The sequence below is a fragment of the Luteolibacter sp. SL250 genome, assembly GCF_026625605.1.
GTDB lineage: Bacteria > Verrucomicrobiota > Verrucomicrobiia > Verrucomicrobiales > Akkermansiaceae > Luteolibacter.
Genome location: NZ_CP113054.1, coordinates 4563318 through 4578603, shown reverse-complemented (window position 1 = coordinate 4578603; position 15286 = coordinate 4563318). Strand labels below are relative to the sequence as shown.

Below are 15286 nucleotides of genomic sequence, written 5' to 3'. Positions count from 1 at the left end.
TGTCGGTTCAGCGGGCGGTGCCGTTGAAGGTGAACTCCCAGCCGCGGGTGGAGGTCTGTGGCGCGGGTGTCTCCCAGTCAAAGCCGATCAGCTCGTTCTTCTTCTTGATGTTGAGGTTGAACTGGTTGACGGGGCCGGGCTGGGGGGCCTCGCCGATGAGCTTGACCTCCGCGGCGGAAATCTCCGCCGTGCGGAGCCGGAGGCCGGTGTTCGGCGGGATGGAATTGGCGATATGGAGCAGCAGTTCCACCGGGGAGTTTTCCTCCCGGGTCATGGCCAGTTCGTCCCATTTCTGGCTGTGGATGGTGAAGGCGGCGGCGTCCGGTGCGGCTTCCGCCGCCTGGGCACGGAGATACTTGGTGCGGGAGACGTCCTTCCAGATGCCGTAGCCGAACCAGCCGATGGCACCCAGGTAGGCCAGCACCACCGCGGCGACCGCGAGGGTGATGTTGCGCTTTTTCTCCGCCGCCTTGCGCGCGGCGCGGACGTCGGCCGGGAGCAGCTTGCTGCGGGTGGCCGGCAGCACGGGGGCGGGGCGGGGGGCGACTTCCGCCGCCACACGGAACTCCCCGGTCAGTTCCGCAGCGGAAGTTTCACCGTCGGAGGTCCAGACGAAAATCTTCGATGGCTGGATCTCGATGCCCTGGATGGAAAGCTGGATCAGCGCCAGGCGGATCTCCCGGGCCAGCGCCTGGTCCGGCGCGTGGGTGGAGATGGAGGTGGCCTGGCAGTAGGCAGTGTTCCCGCCGGAGGAGAGGGAGAAAACCCAGCGTCCCAGTTCCTTCCAGACGGCGAGGCTGTCTCCTGCCAGGGGAAATGCCCGGGCGGAAAGGTCGAACTCCTTCGGCGTGCGTGCCGGGATCTCCCCTTCTCCGGGAGAACGTAGGAAGACGGAGAGCAGTGCGGTGCCTTCCGTTTCCTTTTCGATCACGAACAGGTCCGTGAGCTGCCCGGCCATCGGGTCCGGGCGGATGCCCAGACGTTCCGCGTGGAGCAGGGCCAGATCGGGAAACAACGCTTCATCGTCGCTGGTGACCCGCATGGGGATGGCGGTCACGGACTTGACCGGGAAAAGCTGGATGAGGTCCGTCCCGGGCAGGTCAGGGATGTCCCCGGCGAGCTGGGCGTCGGTCGCCTGCTTCAGTGTGAAGCCGGCGGTGGCGGTGCCGGTCCAGATTTCCCAACCGGATTCTCCGGGAACGATGAGGGTGGTTTCGGCGGCCTTACTCACTGGGCAGGATTTCTACGGATTTTTCTAACAGGGCGGGTCTTCCGGAGCGGTTGCGGAGGATGGCATTCACGCGCCGGCGCGCGCCGTCCGCGGAGCCGGTGCTTTCGACGCGGACGGTCGAGTCATTCGCGCTGAAGCGCGCAGCTATATCGGGTCTGCTTTCCGCGTCGATACCTAAAAGCAGCAACGCGGCCGGTGCGTTCTGGAAAGGGGCGTCATCATCCGTGTCCCGGATGCCGTCAGGACCGCGCACGGTCTCCACGATGGTCTTCGCCTGGTCCACGTTCACCTCCGCCGCCGCCGCGATGAGTTCAACCTCCGCGTCGTTCACATCCAGCCCGCCGCCGGAATAGATGGTGAACCAGTCCCGCCAGTCCGGCCGGACGGCCTCCACCAGCTCCATCCCGCGCACCAGGCGCACTTCATCCAAGTTGTAGAACGGACGGTTGAACGGCTGGTTGATCCGTCCCTGCTGCTCATACCATTCCCTTTCCGCTCCGTTGAGCGCCGCGTTGTCGTCGGAGTCAACCCAGTCCCCGAGCGCGTCCGAGATCGCTCCGGCCGTGTCGATGTCCAGACCCCAGTCGATGAAGATGGAGCGCAGCAGCGCCTTGTCGTCCCGCAGGATGATCGAGTTGATGTTGAAGCGGCCCGCTTCGGAAATGATCCGCACGTCATACCGTTCCCCGGTTTCCTCGTTGAAGTAGTGGAGCAGTGGATCACTCCGTTTCACCGAAGGATTCGAGCCGATGGCGATGCCCATCTCTGCGACCTGCTTCGCTCGGGAGCCATGGATCTTCGCGGTGGCGATCTCCATGTCGAACGACACGACCCGCAGGGTGGTCATGGTCGCCATCGCAAGGATGGCGATGAGCAGGATGACGGCGAGCAGGGAAGCGCCGCGGGGATGTCTGCGGCGGCGGGTCATTGGGGGTTCTGTGATCCTCCGGAGTTTCCTCCACCGGAGTTGTTGTTATTGTTTCCTCCGCCGTTGCCGTTGTTGTTTCCCCCGCCATTGCCGCCGGGGTTGACGATGGTCCCACCGCCGGAGTTCTGCATCATCTCCCGGGCGAGGATCTCCGGGTTCTGCTTCGGTGGGAGCCAGAACACCTGGCGGATTTCCTCCCCGCTGGCGCCGATGGCGAAAACCAGCTCGATCTGCAGTGGCAGGCGGCCCTGCAGGTCCCAGTCGTAACGCCACTCCAGGTTCGTCCCGTCGAGGAAGCGCCATTCGAAGTAGCGGAGGTTGGAAAGCAGGACGATCTGGGCGAAAGGTTCCTTCGACAGCGCGACCGAGCCGCTGGTGCCACCGGTTCCCCTGGAACTGGCGTCGTCCAGGATTTCGTTCTCATAGTAGCTGAGGACGATGTCGAAGTAGCCGCTGCGGGTGCGGACCGTGCTCAGCGTCACCGCCTTCGCCACCCGTTCCTGGTTGCCCCAGGCGAAACTGAGCGGGACCTTCTGGAGGGTGATGGTGGACTCATACTGGCTGCCATTGTCCGTTACCTTCACATCGAAGCGGGTGTTCCCCGGCAGTGACGTCAGCCGGCGGTCCAGCAGCTCGATGAACGACTGGCGGAGCATTTCCTCGTTCTGGCTCTTCACCACGGAGTTCCCCAGTTGCAGGGAAGTGTTCGCCGTCTGCACGACCATGCCGATGAGCAGCGCGCTCATCGCGATGGAGATCACAAGTTCCAGCAGCGTGAAGCCCTGCTTCCGGGAAATGGAGGGGTGGCGTTTCACGGCTGGTACATCCTCCCGTAGCGCCAGGTTTCCGCGGACCGCTGCTGCCAGGCGTTGTCCGCGAACCAATGGGCGGTGACATTCACCCGGTACATCTCCTGCAGGAACTGGCCGTCCTGATTCTCGATTTCCTTCAGCAGCTCGACCGTGGTGTCGATCTCGATGTCGGTGCCCGGTACCTTGGCGCTGGTCACCCCTTCCTCAAGGGTGGGCATGGATACGGCCTCATCCAGCGCGCTTTCCAGAACGCGGGTGATGCGCAGGCCCTGGCGGGCCGTTTCCGCGGCCTTTGCCGTCTGGTTGATGGCGACGGCGAAGCCGGTGGCGGCGATGCCGAACACCAACAGGGCGAGGATGATCTCCAGCAGGAGAAATCCGCGTCGGTGGGTGGTTCGGGCCGTGGGTTTCATCGGACTTCGAGGAGGAAATCGCTGACCGTGGCGGTCAACGGGTGGAAGGTGCTCTCCGCCACGCCTTTCTCGATGGCATAGCGGACGGTGACAGGTTCGCAGAGGCCGTCGGGATCGAAGCGCCAGATCTGGATCACATCCCGCACCAGCGGGACCCACGCCGTGGTGTTCCAGCGGAGGACGGAAACCTCCATCTCGTCCGGAAGGAGGAACTCCTCCCTCACCGGCGCGATCTTGTCAGGATCCTCGACTTCGACGGTCCGTCCGCCGATTTCGTTGCCCATGCCGGTTGTCCGTTCGATGCCGCCCGCCTCCGCCAGCGGCAGCAGGCGCACACGTTCCTTGCGGAACTCCAGGGCGTAGGGGGTTTGCTGGAGGATGGCCAGCGTCCGTGCCCGCTTTGCCAGCAGCTCCACCTCGCCGGAGGTGTTGCGCAGCACGCGTTCATCCGACGAATAGACCATGTAGGTGACCGCGCCGCCCGCGATGAGGGCGGCGAGACCGAGAACCAGGACGATCTCGATGAGGGTGAACCCCCGTTTCAGATCATTCCGGATCCTGGCTGCTGAGGTCATCTGGGGTGTTTGGAATGCCGTCAGGTCCGTTGCTGAGGAGCTCGAACTCGGCAGGGTCCTTGCTGCCGGGGAACTTGTAGAGATAGGCGTTCTGCCACGGATCGACGGGGATTTTCTTGGAAATCCGGACCCAGTCGCGCGGAACCGGCGTGGAGGTGGGCTTGTCCACCAGGGCGGCCAGGCCTTGCTGGGTGGTCGGGTACCTGCCGGCGTTGACGCGGTAGGTGTTCAGGGCGGAGCCCACGCTCTGGAAGTCGGCGCGCACCCGCTGGAGCTTGGCACCGTCACCCACACCACCGATCAGGGCGATGGAACCGCCGAGCAGGATGGCGATGATGCCGAGCACGATGACCATTTCGAGAAGGGTGAAACCGGCGGCAAGGCGGTGGCGGATGGATGGATGTTGGTTTTTCATCAAGGGGAGTCGGAGAGTTGTCGGGCGGATGCTTTCAAAGATGAAAACGCCGGGCGACTGAAAAGTTGTCGGGAAAATTTTGGATTTCAGGGGCATCGTCACGGGGAATTTCTTGCCAGAAGGGAGAGATTTCCCCACCCCTTGTCGCTCGTCATCATGAACAAAGTCCTGATCATCGGAGCCGGCGGAGTCGGCAGTGTCGTCGCCCACAAATGTGCCATGGTGCCGGAGGTGTTCGGCGAGATCACCCTTGCCTCCCGCACGGTGTCGAAGTGCGACGCCATCGCGGAAGAGGTGAAGCGCCGCACCGGCCGGGACATCGCCACCGCCGCCATTGATGCGGACGATCCGGTCCAGACCGCCGCGCTGATCCGGAAGACCGGCGCGAAGCTGGTGATCAACGTGGCCCTGCCCTACCAGGACCTCACCATCATGGACGCCTGCCTGGATGCGGGTGTCGATTACCTGGACACTGCGAACTACGAGCCGAAGGACGTGGCGAAGTTCGAGTATTCCTGGCAGTGGGCCTATCACGAGAAGTTCGTGGCCGCAGGGCTTTCCGCGCTTCTGGGTTCCGGATTCGACCCCGGCGTTACCAACGTGTTCACCGCCTGGGCGCTCAAGCACCACTTCGATGAGATCCATACGCTCGACATCATCGACGTGAACGGCGGCAACCACGGCAAGGCATTCGCCACCAACTTCAATCCGGAGATCAACATCCGCGAGGTCACCGCGCCCTGCCGCCACTTCGAGGACGGTGACTTCGTCGAAACGCCGGCCATGTCCCTCCACCAGGCGTTCACCTGCCCGGACGGCGTGGGGACCTACGAAATCTACCGCATGTACCATGAGGAGCTGGAGTCCCTCGTGAAACACATCCCGACGATCAAGCGGGCCCAGTTCTGGATGTCATTCTCCCCGAACTACCTGAAGCACCTGGAGGTGCTCCAGAATGTCGGCATGACCCGCATCGATCCGGTGGCGTACAACGGGGTGGAAATCATCCCGCTGCAGTTCCTCAAGGCCGTTCTCCCAAATCCAGGGGACCTTGGTCAGACCACCAAAGGCAGGACTTGTATCGGTAATGTGATCACGGGTGTCAAAAACGGCCAGCCGAAGGCCATTTACATCTACAATATCTGCGACCACGAAGCCTGCTTCGCAGAGGTGGGATCCCAAGCGATTTCCTACACCACGGGGGTCCCGGCGATGATTGGCGCCAAGCAGGTTCTGGAAGGGAAGTGGCAGCATCCTGGGGTCTGGAACATGGAGCAGTATGATCCGGATCCTTTCATGGCGGACCTCAATGTCCACGGCCTCCCATGGCAGTGGGTGGAGCTTTCTCCGGAAGCCGCCCGTAGTTTCAAAGTGGTCTAAATTGCGGTGAATTGGCCGGATCATGTAAATACTTTGCCAATTTTTTAAATTCCGCTTGTCACCCACAAGACTCTTTTCCATCTTTTGACCGTGAACTTAAAAACCCTCTCATTCACAACCCTCACCCTTGCCGCGGCATTGCTGCCCGCGGACGCCTACTTCCGGGCAGGTTTCAAAATCGACAAGGAATACCGCCAATTTGGTTCAGAACCTCCCACTTTCCGATCCGGTGAGGGGTTCATGTACATTGTTGACGGTACCTTCACCCAGACCGGATGTGCGCTCAATGACATCTCGCCCAATCCATTCCCGATCGACACCCAGCTCGGCTGCAACATCGGTTCGAATGCGGTGAGGTTCATCGGTTCCTCCCTGGTGCCCCAGTTCTTCGAGCTGGTTGGCGTGGAGGCGGCGACTGTGATCGAGCCGGGTCGGCACGATCTGGTCAGCCTCTACGCGCGCCCGAGTTATGAATTCCCGGTGAACGGGCTGAACATCGCTAGCCGGACCACGGTCATCTTCTACAACCTTCAGTCCACCACTGGTGACGTGAAGGAGTACCGCCTGGCGGGAACCGGTCTGAGGGGGAATACCTTCGATCCGGGTTATGCCTTCAGGAGGTTGTATGGGCCGACTGATCGTTCCCGCATGGAACGGGAGATCACCAACGGGATCTACCAGTTCAGGGTTCCTTCCCTCGGGCGTCCGGAGAGACCTCTCTATCTGAATTTCCCGGTCACACCGACGGTCGAAGGTTACGTGGAGGGGCCGATCCGCGGAGGATTCCGTTTCATCAATGTCGGACCGATGAATACCACCGGGTTCGCGCAATACGACATCAATCTCATCGCCCAGTTCCGTTGGGAGGGGCTTACCAGTGGTGTCAGCAGCGGGGACCGGCTCTACATCGGCTTCCGCAGGCTTGATACCGCGCTCGATCCGGATTCGACCCTGATGGTGAATGGCCGTGGTGAGCCGGTGTTTGATTTCCCGCCTCCCGGGGCTGACATCAACCTGTTCCCTGGCACCCGCATCCGTCTGGACTCTCCGGTCCAGAGCTTTTACAACCTTCCTCCGGGATTCTTCACTCCTGCACGGAGCACCACCATGCTGGAGCTGACGCTGGAGCGTGACCCGGGTGTCGGCCTTTCCTCGGTGAGCACCAGGCGCTTCCAGTTGCCGATCCGCTTTGTGGCTGGATTCCCGGGAGCGATGGCGGCTGCCTTCCCCAAGGATACGCCTGCGGCCTTGATGGACAAGAATGCCGACCCTGATGGTGACGGTGTTTCCAACTGGCTTGAGTGGCTTTCCGGAACGGATCCATATACGGCGAATGCTCCTGCGGCTCTGAGCCAGCTTGCCTATGTTCCTGCTTCCACCCGCCGCTCCGGCCAGACCATTCCAGGCTACTGGCACATGTCCATTGATCGCAGGGCGAATCTTCCTGCGGGTGTGACCGTGACCGTCGAGTCCAGTACTGATCTTGAAACTTGGGCTCCGGTGAGTGAAAACGACCCGCACTGGATTGTTGAGGACATCAACGAAGAGCCCCGCATCCGCATTCTCAGCCGTACCCCCGAGCTTACCGACAAGCGTTATTTCCGTGTGAAATACAACGATCCGGGTTGATTCTTCCGGGGATCCGGTCCGAGGGGGCCGGATCCCCGAATCAAAGTTCGCGGGGACGGATCTGCCTGTTGCGAAGTTTTCCATGTCTGCGAGCTTGATTGATAGTACTGAAGAGCTTTCCGCTTACCTTGCCGGGCATTCCGGCGGCCAGAATCCCCCGGTTTGCGCGATTGATACGGAGGCTGACAGCCTTCACCGATACCGTGAGTCCCTCTGTCTCATCCAGTTTGCGGATGACTCGGACTGTGTCCTGATCGACCCGCTGGCGATCAAGGACTTGAATCCGTTGGGTGACTACCTTTCCGGATCCGTTGTCTGGATGCATGGAGCGGACTACGACATGACCATGCTGAAGCGGCAGTTCGGCCGCCTGCCTGGAAAGGTCTATGACACCCAGATCGGTGCGCGTCTGCTGGGAGCCCGCAAGTTCGGGTTGGGGGATCTGGTGAGCCATTATTTCGGGATCGAGCTTTCCAAGTCCTCGCAGAAGGCGGACTGGGGCAAGCGTCCGCTGTCCGAGAAGATGGTGGAGTATGCACTCAACGACGTCCGCTATCTGCTGGAAATGGGCCGGCGCATTGTTGCGGAGCTTCAGGAGAAAGGGCGTTTGGAATGGTTTGAGGAGAGCTGTGATGCGGCTCTCCGGAAAGTTCTGGAGCGGGATGATTCCAAGGAAGAGGGATGGCGCGTCCAAGGCTCGGGAAAACTCGAAAGACGGGGGCTGGCCTTCCTGCGTGCGCTGTGGCAGTGGCGCGATGAAGAGGCGAAGGCCTGGGATCGTCCGTCATTCATGGTGGCGCCGAACCGCCAGTTGCTTGAGTGGAGCATTGATTTGTCCGGCGGAAGGTCCGTGACGTTGCCGGGACATTTCCGCGGTGACCGGGTCAAGAGATTCAAGGAAGCGCTGGCGGCTGTTGCCGCGTTGCCTGAGTCGGAGTATCCGGAGCGCCCGCAGGGCAAGCGCCGCAAGCGGGACAGGGACTTTGACCGGAAGTTGGATCAATTTCTGAAGGTGAGGGAAACGGCGGCGGTCAAGCTGGATATCGAAGGCTCGCTCATCGCTCCCCGGGCGGTTTTGGAGAGTCTCGCCGCCGGTGAAGTGGTGGTGGAGGATGTGCTTCTGAAATGGCAGCGGGAATGTCTCCAGCTTCCGTGATTTTCTCCCTGGAGGGCTTCCCTCCATGATCCGGCGCGGCTGCGGTCCGCCCGGAATCGAGGGGATTTCCACAGGGATTCCGCGGTGGTTGGGGAGGGGTTCTCCGGAGTTGGGTTTTTTCTGATTTATCTCATTGGTTTGAAATGGGTTGCGGGATGGCTTCGGGTTCGCTGAAAAGTGCGTTTGCCGGACGAAGTTCCTTGTGTCGGAGGCGGGAATTTCCGACCTTTTCCGGGCACCATGTCAGAGAGTCCGGAAGAGCCGAAAAAAGCCGAAACACAGGTCGGGGCGCAGCAGCAGTACGATGCCGCGCAGATCGATAAATTGGAAGGTCTGGAGGCTGTCCGGAAGCGTCCGGGCATGTACATAGGTGATCCGGACGAACGTGGCCTGCACCATTGTGTGTTCGAGGTTCTCGACAACTCCATCGACGAGCATCTCGCAGGCTATTGCAGCGTCATCAAGGTGTCGATCCACGTGGATGGTTCGGTCTCCGTTGCGGACAACGGCCGGGGCATCCCGGTGGACATGCACCCGAAGTTCGGCATTCCCGCGGTTGAGCTGGTGCTGACGAATCTCCACGCCGGCGGCAAGTTCGGCCAGGGCGCCTACAAATATTCCGGTGGTCTCCATGGTGTCGGCGCGAAGTGCGTGAACGCGCTTTCGGACTGGTTCAAGGCGGAGATCATGCGGAACGGCAAGGTCCACCTCATCGCGTTCGAACGCGGCAAGACCACCCAGCAGCTCCATGTCATCGGCGATGTCGATCCGTCAAAGACCGGCACGATGATCACGTTCTTCCCGGACGCGACGATCTTCGTCGATACCATCGAGTTCAAATTCGACCGCCTCGCCACCCGTCTCAGGGAGCTGGCCTTCCTCAACCCCGGTCTCATCATCGAGCTTGAGGACGAGCGTCCGGAGTCGGCCAAGAAGGCAACCTTCTACTATGCGAAGGGCATCGAGGAATTCGTGATCCAGCTCGGCGAGAACAAGACCGTCATCCACGACGAGCCGGTCGTTCTCAACGGCAAGCGCCAGATCGAACTCGACTACGATGGCAAGAAAACGACGGACGACGTCTTCGCCGACATCGTTTTCCAATACAACGACTCCTACAACGACCAGATCCTCTGCTTCGCCAACTCCATCCCGAACGGCGACGGTGGCACCCACCTCACTGGCTTCCGAACGGCATTGACCCGTGGCATCAACCAGTACGCGAAGGCCAACAAGATCCTGAAGGACAAGGATCCCGCGCTGTCCGGTGACGACGTGCGCGAAGGTCTGGTGTGCGTCATCTCCGTGAAGATGCCGAGTCCTCGCTTCAGCTCCCAGACCAAGGACAAGCTGGTCAACTCGGAGATCGAGGGCGTCGTTTCCTCCATCGTCTATGAGGGTATCATGCAGTATTTCGACGAAAACCCGGCGCTCGCGCGCAAGGTGATCGAGAAATCCGTGAACGCCGCCCGCGCCCGCGAGGCCGCGCGGAAGGCCCGCGAGACGGTCCGCAAGTCCGCCCTCTCCGGCGGTGGTCTGCCCGGCAAGCTGGCGGACTGCTCCGAGCGCGACCCGTCGAAATCCGAGCTCTATATTGTCGAAGGTGACTCCGCAGGTGGTTCCGCCAAGCAGGGCCGCGACCGCCGCACGCAGGCGATCCTGCCGCTGCGGGGCAAGCTCATCAACGTCGAGAAGGCCCGCCTCCACCGCGCCCTCCAGAACAAGGAGATCCAGTCGATGATCACGGCCATCGGCGCCGGCATCGGTGACGGGGAGCAGGAAGGCTCGTTCAACATCGAAAAGGTCCGCTACCACAAGATCATCATCATGACCGACGCGGACGTCGACGGCTCGCACATCCGCACGCTGTTGCTGACGTTCTTCTGCCGCCATATGCCGGACCTGGTGAAGCGCGGCTACCTCTACATCGCCCAGCCGCCGCTTTACCTCGTCAGCCGGAAGAAGCGGCACGAGTACATCCAGGACAACGACCAGCTCAACAAGATCCTGATCGATCTGGGAGCAGGCGAAGTGACCCTGCGCAGCCACGATGGCAGCCACAGCTACAGCGCGGAGGAACTGAAGGACATCCTCGAGATCCTTTCCTCTCTGTTCCGCTTCTCGGACTCCATTGAGGGAAATGGGGGCAATTTCCGCAACTACCTCGAAGCCCGCCTCAACGGCAAACTGCCCGAGTTCATGGTGCGCATCCGCACGGGCAATGATGAACAGGTCACCTATTTCCCGGATGAGGCTTCGCTGCGGAGTTTCGCCGCGGACAACCGCGATCTGCGGCTCTTCGACGAAGTGTTGACTCCAGAGGAACTCGCTGCCTGCTCCGGTCCTTCACGCCGTGCGGTGCTGAAGGAACTCCACGAGTCGAACGCGATCGAGCGCATCTTCTCCCGCCTCAAGGAGCGTGGTTTCGACACGGCGCAGTTCTTCTCCGATGACCGCCCGCTTTACGAAATCGTGGAAGGAGATGGTGAGAAGCAGCATGTCTCTCCGGTCTTCAGCGTGCCGGAAATCCTTTCCCGTGTCCTGGAGATCGGACGCAAGGGTATCCAGATCAAACGATTCAAGGGTCTGGGTGAAATGAATGCCAAGGAGCTTTTCGAAACGACGATGGATCCCGGCAAGCGCCAGTTCCTCCGCGTCCGGCTCGACGAAGACAACGCCGTGGAGGCTGACAAGATGTTCGACGTCCTGATGGGCGACATCGTCGAGCCCCGCAAGCGGTTCATCGAGGACAACGCGCTCAACGTGAGAAACCTCGACGTCTGATCCAACAACCCATTTCCGATTTCAACAACAGATGTCTGACGACCATATCAAGCCGATCAACGTCGCGGAGGAACTCTCGAAGTCCTTCCTCGACTACTCGATGTCGGTGATCATTTCCCGCGCGCTGCCCGATGTGCGCGACGGCCTCAAGCCATCCCAGCGGCGGATCCTTTTCGCCATGCGGGAGTTGAACCTCGCGCCCGGAAAGCAGCACATCAAGTGCGCGAAGATCTGCGGTGACACCTCCGGTAACTACCACCCCCACGGTGAATCCGTCATCTACCCGACGCTGGTCAACATGGGCCAGAAGTGGTCGATGCGCGACACGCTGATCGACGGCCAGGGCAACTTCGGTTCCGTTGAAGGCGACCCTCCTGCAGCGATGCGTTACACGGAGGCCCGCCTCACCCACCTGGGCATGGCGATGATGGACGATCTCGACAAGGAGACCGTCGATTTCGTCCCCAACTACGACGAACGCCTGACGGAGCCGACCGTGCTCCCCTCCGCGTTCCCGAACTTCCTGGTCAACGGTGGTACCGGCATCGCCGTCGGCATGGCGACGAACCTGGCCTCCCACAACCTCGGTGAGGTGGTGGACGCCATCTGTGCCCAGATCGACGAGCCGGACATCGACCTGCCGGGCCTGATGCAGTACATCAAAGGGCCGGACTTCGCCGTTCCGACGGAGATCCGCGGCATCCGCGGCATCGAGGACTACTTCCGCACCGGACGCGGCTCCATGCGGATGCGCGGCAAGATGGAGATCGAGGAGAACGAGAACGGCCGCTCGATGATCATCATCCGCGAGGTGCCGTATGGCGTGAACCGCGCGACCTTGCAGGAGCGCATCGCGGAACTGGTCAACGAGAAGATCCTCACCGGCATCTCCGGCATGCGCGACCTTTCCGACGAGGAAACGCGGATCGAAATCGAACTGAAGCGCGACGCCCGTCCGCAGGTGGTGGTGAACCAGCTCTTCAAGCTGACGGCGATGGAGACCTCGTTCAGCGTGAACATGCTGGCGATCCACCAGAACCGTCCGAAGCAGCTTTCGCTGAAGGAGGCGATCGACGCCTACATCGAGCACCGCCGCGAGGTGGTCATCCGCCGGACCCGCTACTTGCTGGGCAAGGCGGAGGAGCGCGCGGAGTTGCTGGAAGCCTTCCTTCTCGCGCTCGGTCACATCGATGATTTCATCAAGATCATCCGTGAATCCCGGAACCGGGATGAGGCGCGCGAGCGTCTGGCCGCCTATAGTTTCCCGACGAAGACCGCGGAAAACCTCGGCATCCTCATCCGCTCGCAGGCATCCGTGCAGGGTGACCGCTATGTTTTCAGCGAGCGCCAGGTGAACGCCATCCTGGAGCTGCGCCTCTACCAGCTCACCGGCATGGAGCAGGACAAGGTGAAGGGCGAATATGACGGCGTGCTGGCCGACATCACCGACCTGATGGACATCCTCGCCCGCGAGGTCCGCGTGCTCGGCATCATCAAGGATGAGCTGCGCGCGATCAAAGACAAGTACGCGACCCCGCGGAAGTGCCCGATCGTGGCGGAAGCCGGCGAGGTGGCGATGGAGGACCTGATCGCGAATGACGCGATGATCGTCACGCTTTCCCACCGCGGTTACGTGAAGCGCACGCCTTCCTCCGAATACCGCCTGCAAGGCCGCGGCGGCAAGGGCCTGAAGGGGATGGAGACGAAGGCGACGAAGAAGGACGAGGCGGATGATTTCGTCGAGCACCTCTTCAGCGTGCAGGCCCACGACTATCTGCTGTTCTTCACGAACACCGGACGGGTTTATGTGGAGCGCGTGTATGAGCTTCCGGAAGGCTCCCGCACCTCCACCGGTCGCAGCATCAAGAACGTGCTGGATCTGAAACCGGAGGAGAAGATCACCGCGCTGCTCCGCCTGGAGCGCACCGTGGATGAGGACGGCAATGACATCACCTTCCGCGAGGGGGCGGGCTTCGTGTTCTTCGCGACCCGGAACGGCAAGGTGAAGAAGACCGCGCTGAATGATTTCCGCAACTACCGCAAGGCGGGTCTGACCGCCATCAACCTCGAGGAAGGCAACGACCTTATTGGTGTGAAGCTCACCAGCGGTGAGGATGAGATCATCCTTGTCACGAAGAACGGCCTCAGCATCCGCTTCACCGAAGGAGTCTACAAGAAGCCGCAGGGTGAAACGGAAGACGGCGAGGAAACCTCCGATGCGGACACCGCCGCCGAAGGCGCGGAAGCCGAGGACGACGGCACCCCTCAGATCCGCCCGCAAGGCCGTGCGACCGCCGGTGTCACCGGGATCCGCCTCGGCAAGGACGACGAAGTCGTCGGCATGGCGATCGTCACGGAGAACTCCACCCTGCTGGTGGCCGCTGAAAACGGCCTCGGCAAGCGCACTGACTTCAAGAGCTACCCGTACCGCCGCCGTGGCGGAAAGGGTGTGAAGACCATGAACGTCACGGAGAAAACCGGTCTTGTGGTCAGTGCCGTGACCGTGACCGCCGAGGACGAACTCATGCTCATGACCTCATCCGGCCAGAGCATCCGCATCCGTGTGGGCGAGATCCGGGAAACCGGTCGCGTCGCCCAAGGGGTGAAGCTGCTCACGCTGAAGGAGGGTGAGAAGCTCCAGGATGTGTCGCTCGTCATCCCTGATGGAGATGATTCGCAAGGTGGCGATGCCACGGAGGGATCGGGCGATGTTTCCGGCGAGCCGGAAGCGGACGCCGCGGAATGATCCGCTGATCCGAAGATGGGCACCGGCTGATCCAGCCGGTGCCCTTTTTCGTTGGAGGTGGATTGGGCTTGGGAAGGATCACTCCTCCTCCAACCACGCGTCGATGCCGCCTTCGACGTTCTTCACATTGGTGAAGCCGTTGGCCAGCAGCAGATTGACGGCACGGGCGGAGCGGCCGCCAGCTTTGCAGTGAATGATGATTTCCCGGTCTTTCGGCAGGTCGCCGAGTCGGTCCTGCATCGTGCCGAGCGGGATCAAAACCGCTCCGGGGATGCTGGCGATGGCGTATTCATCCGGCTCGCGCACATCGATGAGCAGGGCTTGGAAATTCCCGGCGAGGCGGGTGCGGAGTTCGGCGGTGGTGATGGTTTCCATGTGATCGTTGGGAATGTCGCAGTAGGCGGGTGCGAGGGTTTCGGGATTGGAGACGCCGGAGATCTCCGGAGTGTCGCCGCACAAGCGGCAACCCGGATCGCGGCGGAGTGAGATCGTCCGGAAATTGCTGTTCAAGGCGTCATAGACGGTGAGCTTGCCGAGCGGCGGATTGCCGATACCGAGGATGAGCTTGATCGCCTCCATCGCCTGCAGGGATCCGATCACCCCGGGTAGCACGCCCAGGACCCCGGCTTCATTGCAGGACGGCACGGATCCGGGAGGAGGCAGCTCCGGAAGCAGGCAGCGGTAGCACGGCCCGCCCAGATGGGGGGCGAAGACGGTGGCCTGGCCTTCGAAGCGGTGGATGGCACCGTAGATCAACGGCTTCTTCAGGAAATAGGCCGTGTCGTTGGAGAGAAAGCGGGTGGGAAAATTGTCGCAGCCGTCGAGGATGATGTCGTAGCCTTCCGCCAACTCGAGGGCGTTATCGGGAGTGAAGCGGACGGCATGCCGGTCGATCTGCAGATGCGGGTTGATCTCGCGGAGACGGCTTTCCGCGCTGTCCAGCTTCGGCTTCCCGATCCAGGACTCCCCGTGGAGGATCTGGCGCTGGAGGTTGGAGACATCGACGGTATCCGGATCGATCAGGCCGAGACGGCCCACGCCAGCCGCGGCAAGATAGAGGGCCGCCGGGCAGCCCAGGCCGCCGGTGCCGATCATCAGAACGGAAGCGTTTTTCAGCCGGAGCTGGCCTTCCACACCCACCCCTGGGATCAGGAGGTGGCGGGAGTAACGCAGGAGTTCTTCCTTGGACAGGCCGCTTGCCATGATGGGCGGAAAGA

Annotated in this window: 12 protein-coding genes; 5 read left to right on the top strand and 7 right to left on the bottom strand. The window is 61.6% G+C overall.

The window, feature by feature from the left end; all coding sequences use genetic code 11:
* Positions 1-7: 7 nt before the first annotated feature.
* The 6 genes from OVA24_RS19785 to gspG are packed head-to-tail and all read right to left on the bottom strand — an operon-like array spanning position 8 to position 4374.
* Entirely contained in the window at positions 8-1231 is a 1224-nt protein-coding gene (locus OVA24_RS19785) for a hypothetical protein (protein ID WP_267671873.1), read from the bottom strand.
* On the bottom strand, positions 1224-2159 hold the full coding sequence (locus OVA24_RS19780; protein WP_267671872.1) for a type II secretion system minor pseudopilin: 936 nt from the start codon (positions 2157-2159) through the stop codon (positions 1224-1226). The genes OVA24_RS19785 and OVA24_RS19780 overlap by 8 nt, the downstream gene beginning before the upstream one ends.
* Positions 2156-2974, bottom strand: a complete 819-nt coding sequence (locus OVA24_RS19775) for a prepilin-type N-terminal cleavage/methylation domain-containing protein (protein WP_267671871.1) — start codon at positions 2972-2974, stop codon at positions 2156-2158. Before OVA24_RS19775 ends, OVA24_RS19780 begins: the two co-directional genes overlap by 4 nt.
* Complete coding sequence (locus OVA24_RS19770; protein ID WP_267671870.1) at positions 2971-3384, bottom strand: hypothetical protein; 414 nt, start codon at positions 3382-3384, stop codon at positions 2971-2973. Before OVA24_RS19770 ends, OVA24_RS19775 begins: the two co-directional genes overlap by 4 nt.
* Positions 3381-3959 carry a pilus assembly FimT family protein gene (locus tag OVA24_RS19765; RefSeq protein WP_267671869.1) on the bottom strand — a complete coding sequence of 193 codons (579 nt, stop codon included), beginning with the start codon at positions 3957-3959 and terminating at the stop codon, positions 3381-3383. The genes OVA24_RS19770 and OVA24_RS19765 overlap by 4 nt, the downstream gene beginning before the upstream one ends.
* The gene (gene gspG / locus OVA24_RS19760) at positions 3931-4374 is read right to left on the bottom strand and encodes a type II secretion system major pseudopilin GspG (RefSeq protein WP_267671868.1); all 444 of its coding nucleotides are present in this window, start codon (positions 4372-4374) and stop codon (positions 3931-3933) included. Before gspG ends, OVA24_RS19765 begins: the two co-directional genes overlap by 29 nt.
* 156 nt (positions 4375-4530) lie before the next feature.
* On the opposite strand from gspG, the gene OVA24_RS19755 reads away from it, so the two are divergent.
* The 5 genes from OVA24_RS19755 to gyrA all read left to right on the top strand — a co-directional run bounded on the left by OVA24_RS19755 (position 4531) and on the right by gyrA (position 14069).
* Positions 4531-5754 carry a saccharopine dehydrogenase family protein gene (locus OVA24_RS19755; protein WP_267671867.1) on the top strand — a complete coding sequence of 408 codons (1224 nt, stop codon included), beginning with the start codon at positions 4531-4533 and terminating at the stop codon, positions 5752-5754.
* Between the two features lie 90 nt (positions 5755-5844).
* Entirely contained in the window at positions 5845-7383 is a 1539-nt protein-coding gene (locus OVA24_RS19750) for a hypothetical protein (protein ID WP_267671866.1), read from the top strand.
* Positions 7384-7465: 82 nt separating this feature from the next.
* The gene (locus OVA24_RS19745) at positions 7466-8539 is read left to right on the top strand and encodes a ribonuclease D (protein WP_267671864.1); all 1074 of its coding nucleotides are present in this window, start codon (positions 7466-7468) and stop codon (positions 8537-8539) included.
* Positions 8540-8779: 240 nt separating this feature from the next.
* Positions 8780-11323, top strand: coding sequence for a DNA topoisomerase (ATP-hydrolyzing) subunit B (gene gyrB / locus OVA24_RS19740; protein ID WP_267671863.1), 2544 nt, complete (start codon positions 8780-8782; stop codon positions 11321-11323).
* A 31-nt stretch (positions 11324-11354) separates the two neighbouring features.
* The gene (gene gyrA, locus OVA24_RS19735; RefSeq protein ID WP_267671862.1) at positions 11355-14069 is read left to right on the top strand and encodes a DNA gyrase subunit A; all 2715 of its coding nucleotides are present in this window, start codon (positions 11355-11357) and stop codon (positions 14067-14069) included.
* Between the two features lie 78 nt (positions 14070-14147).
* Here gyrA and moeB read toward each other — a convergent pair whose 3' ends face one another.
* Positions 14148-15272, bottom strand: coding sequence for a molybdopterin-synthase adenylyltransferase MoeB (gene moeB / locus OVA24_RS19730; protein WP_267671861.1), 1125 nt, complete (start codon positions 15270-15272; stop codon positions 14148-14150).
* Between the last annotated feature and the right edge of the window lie 14 nt (positions 15273-15286).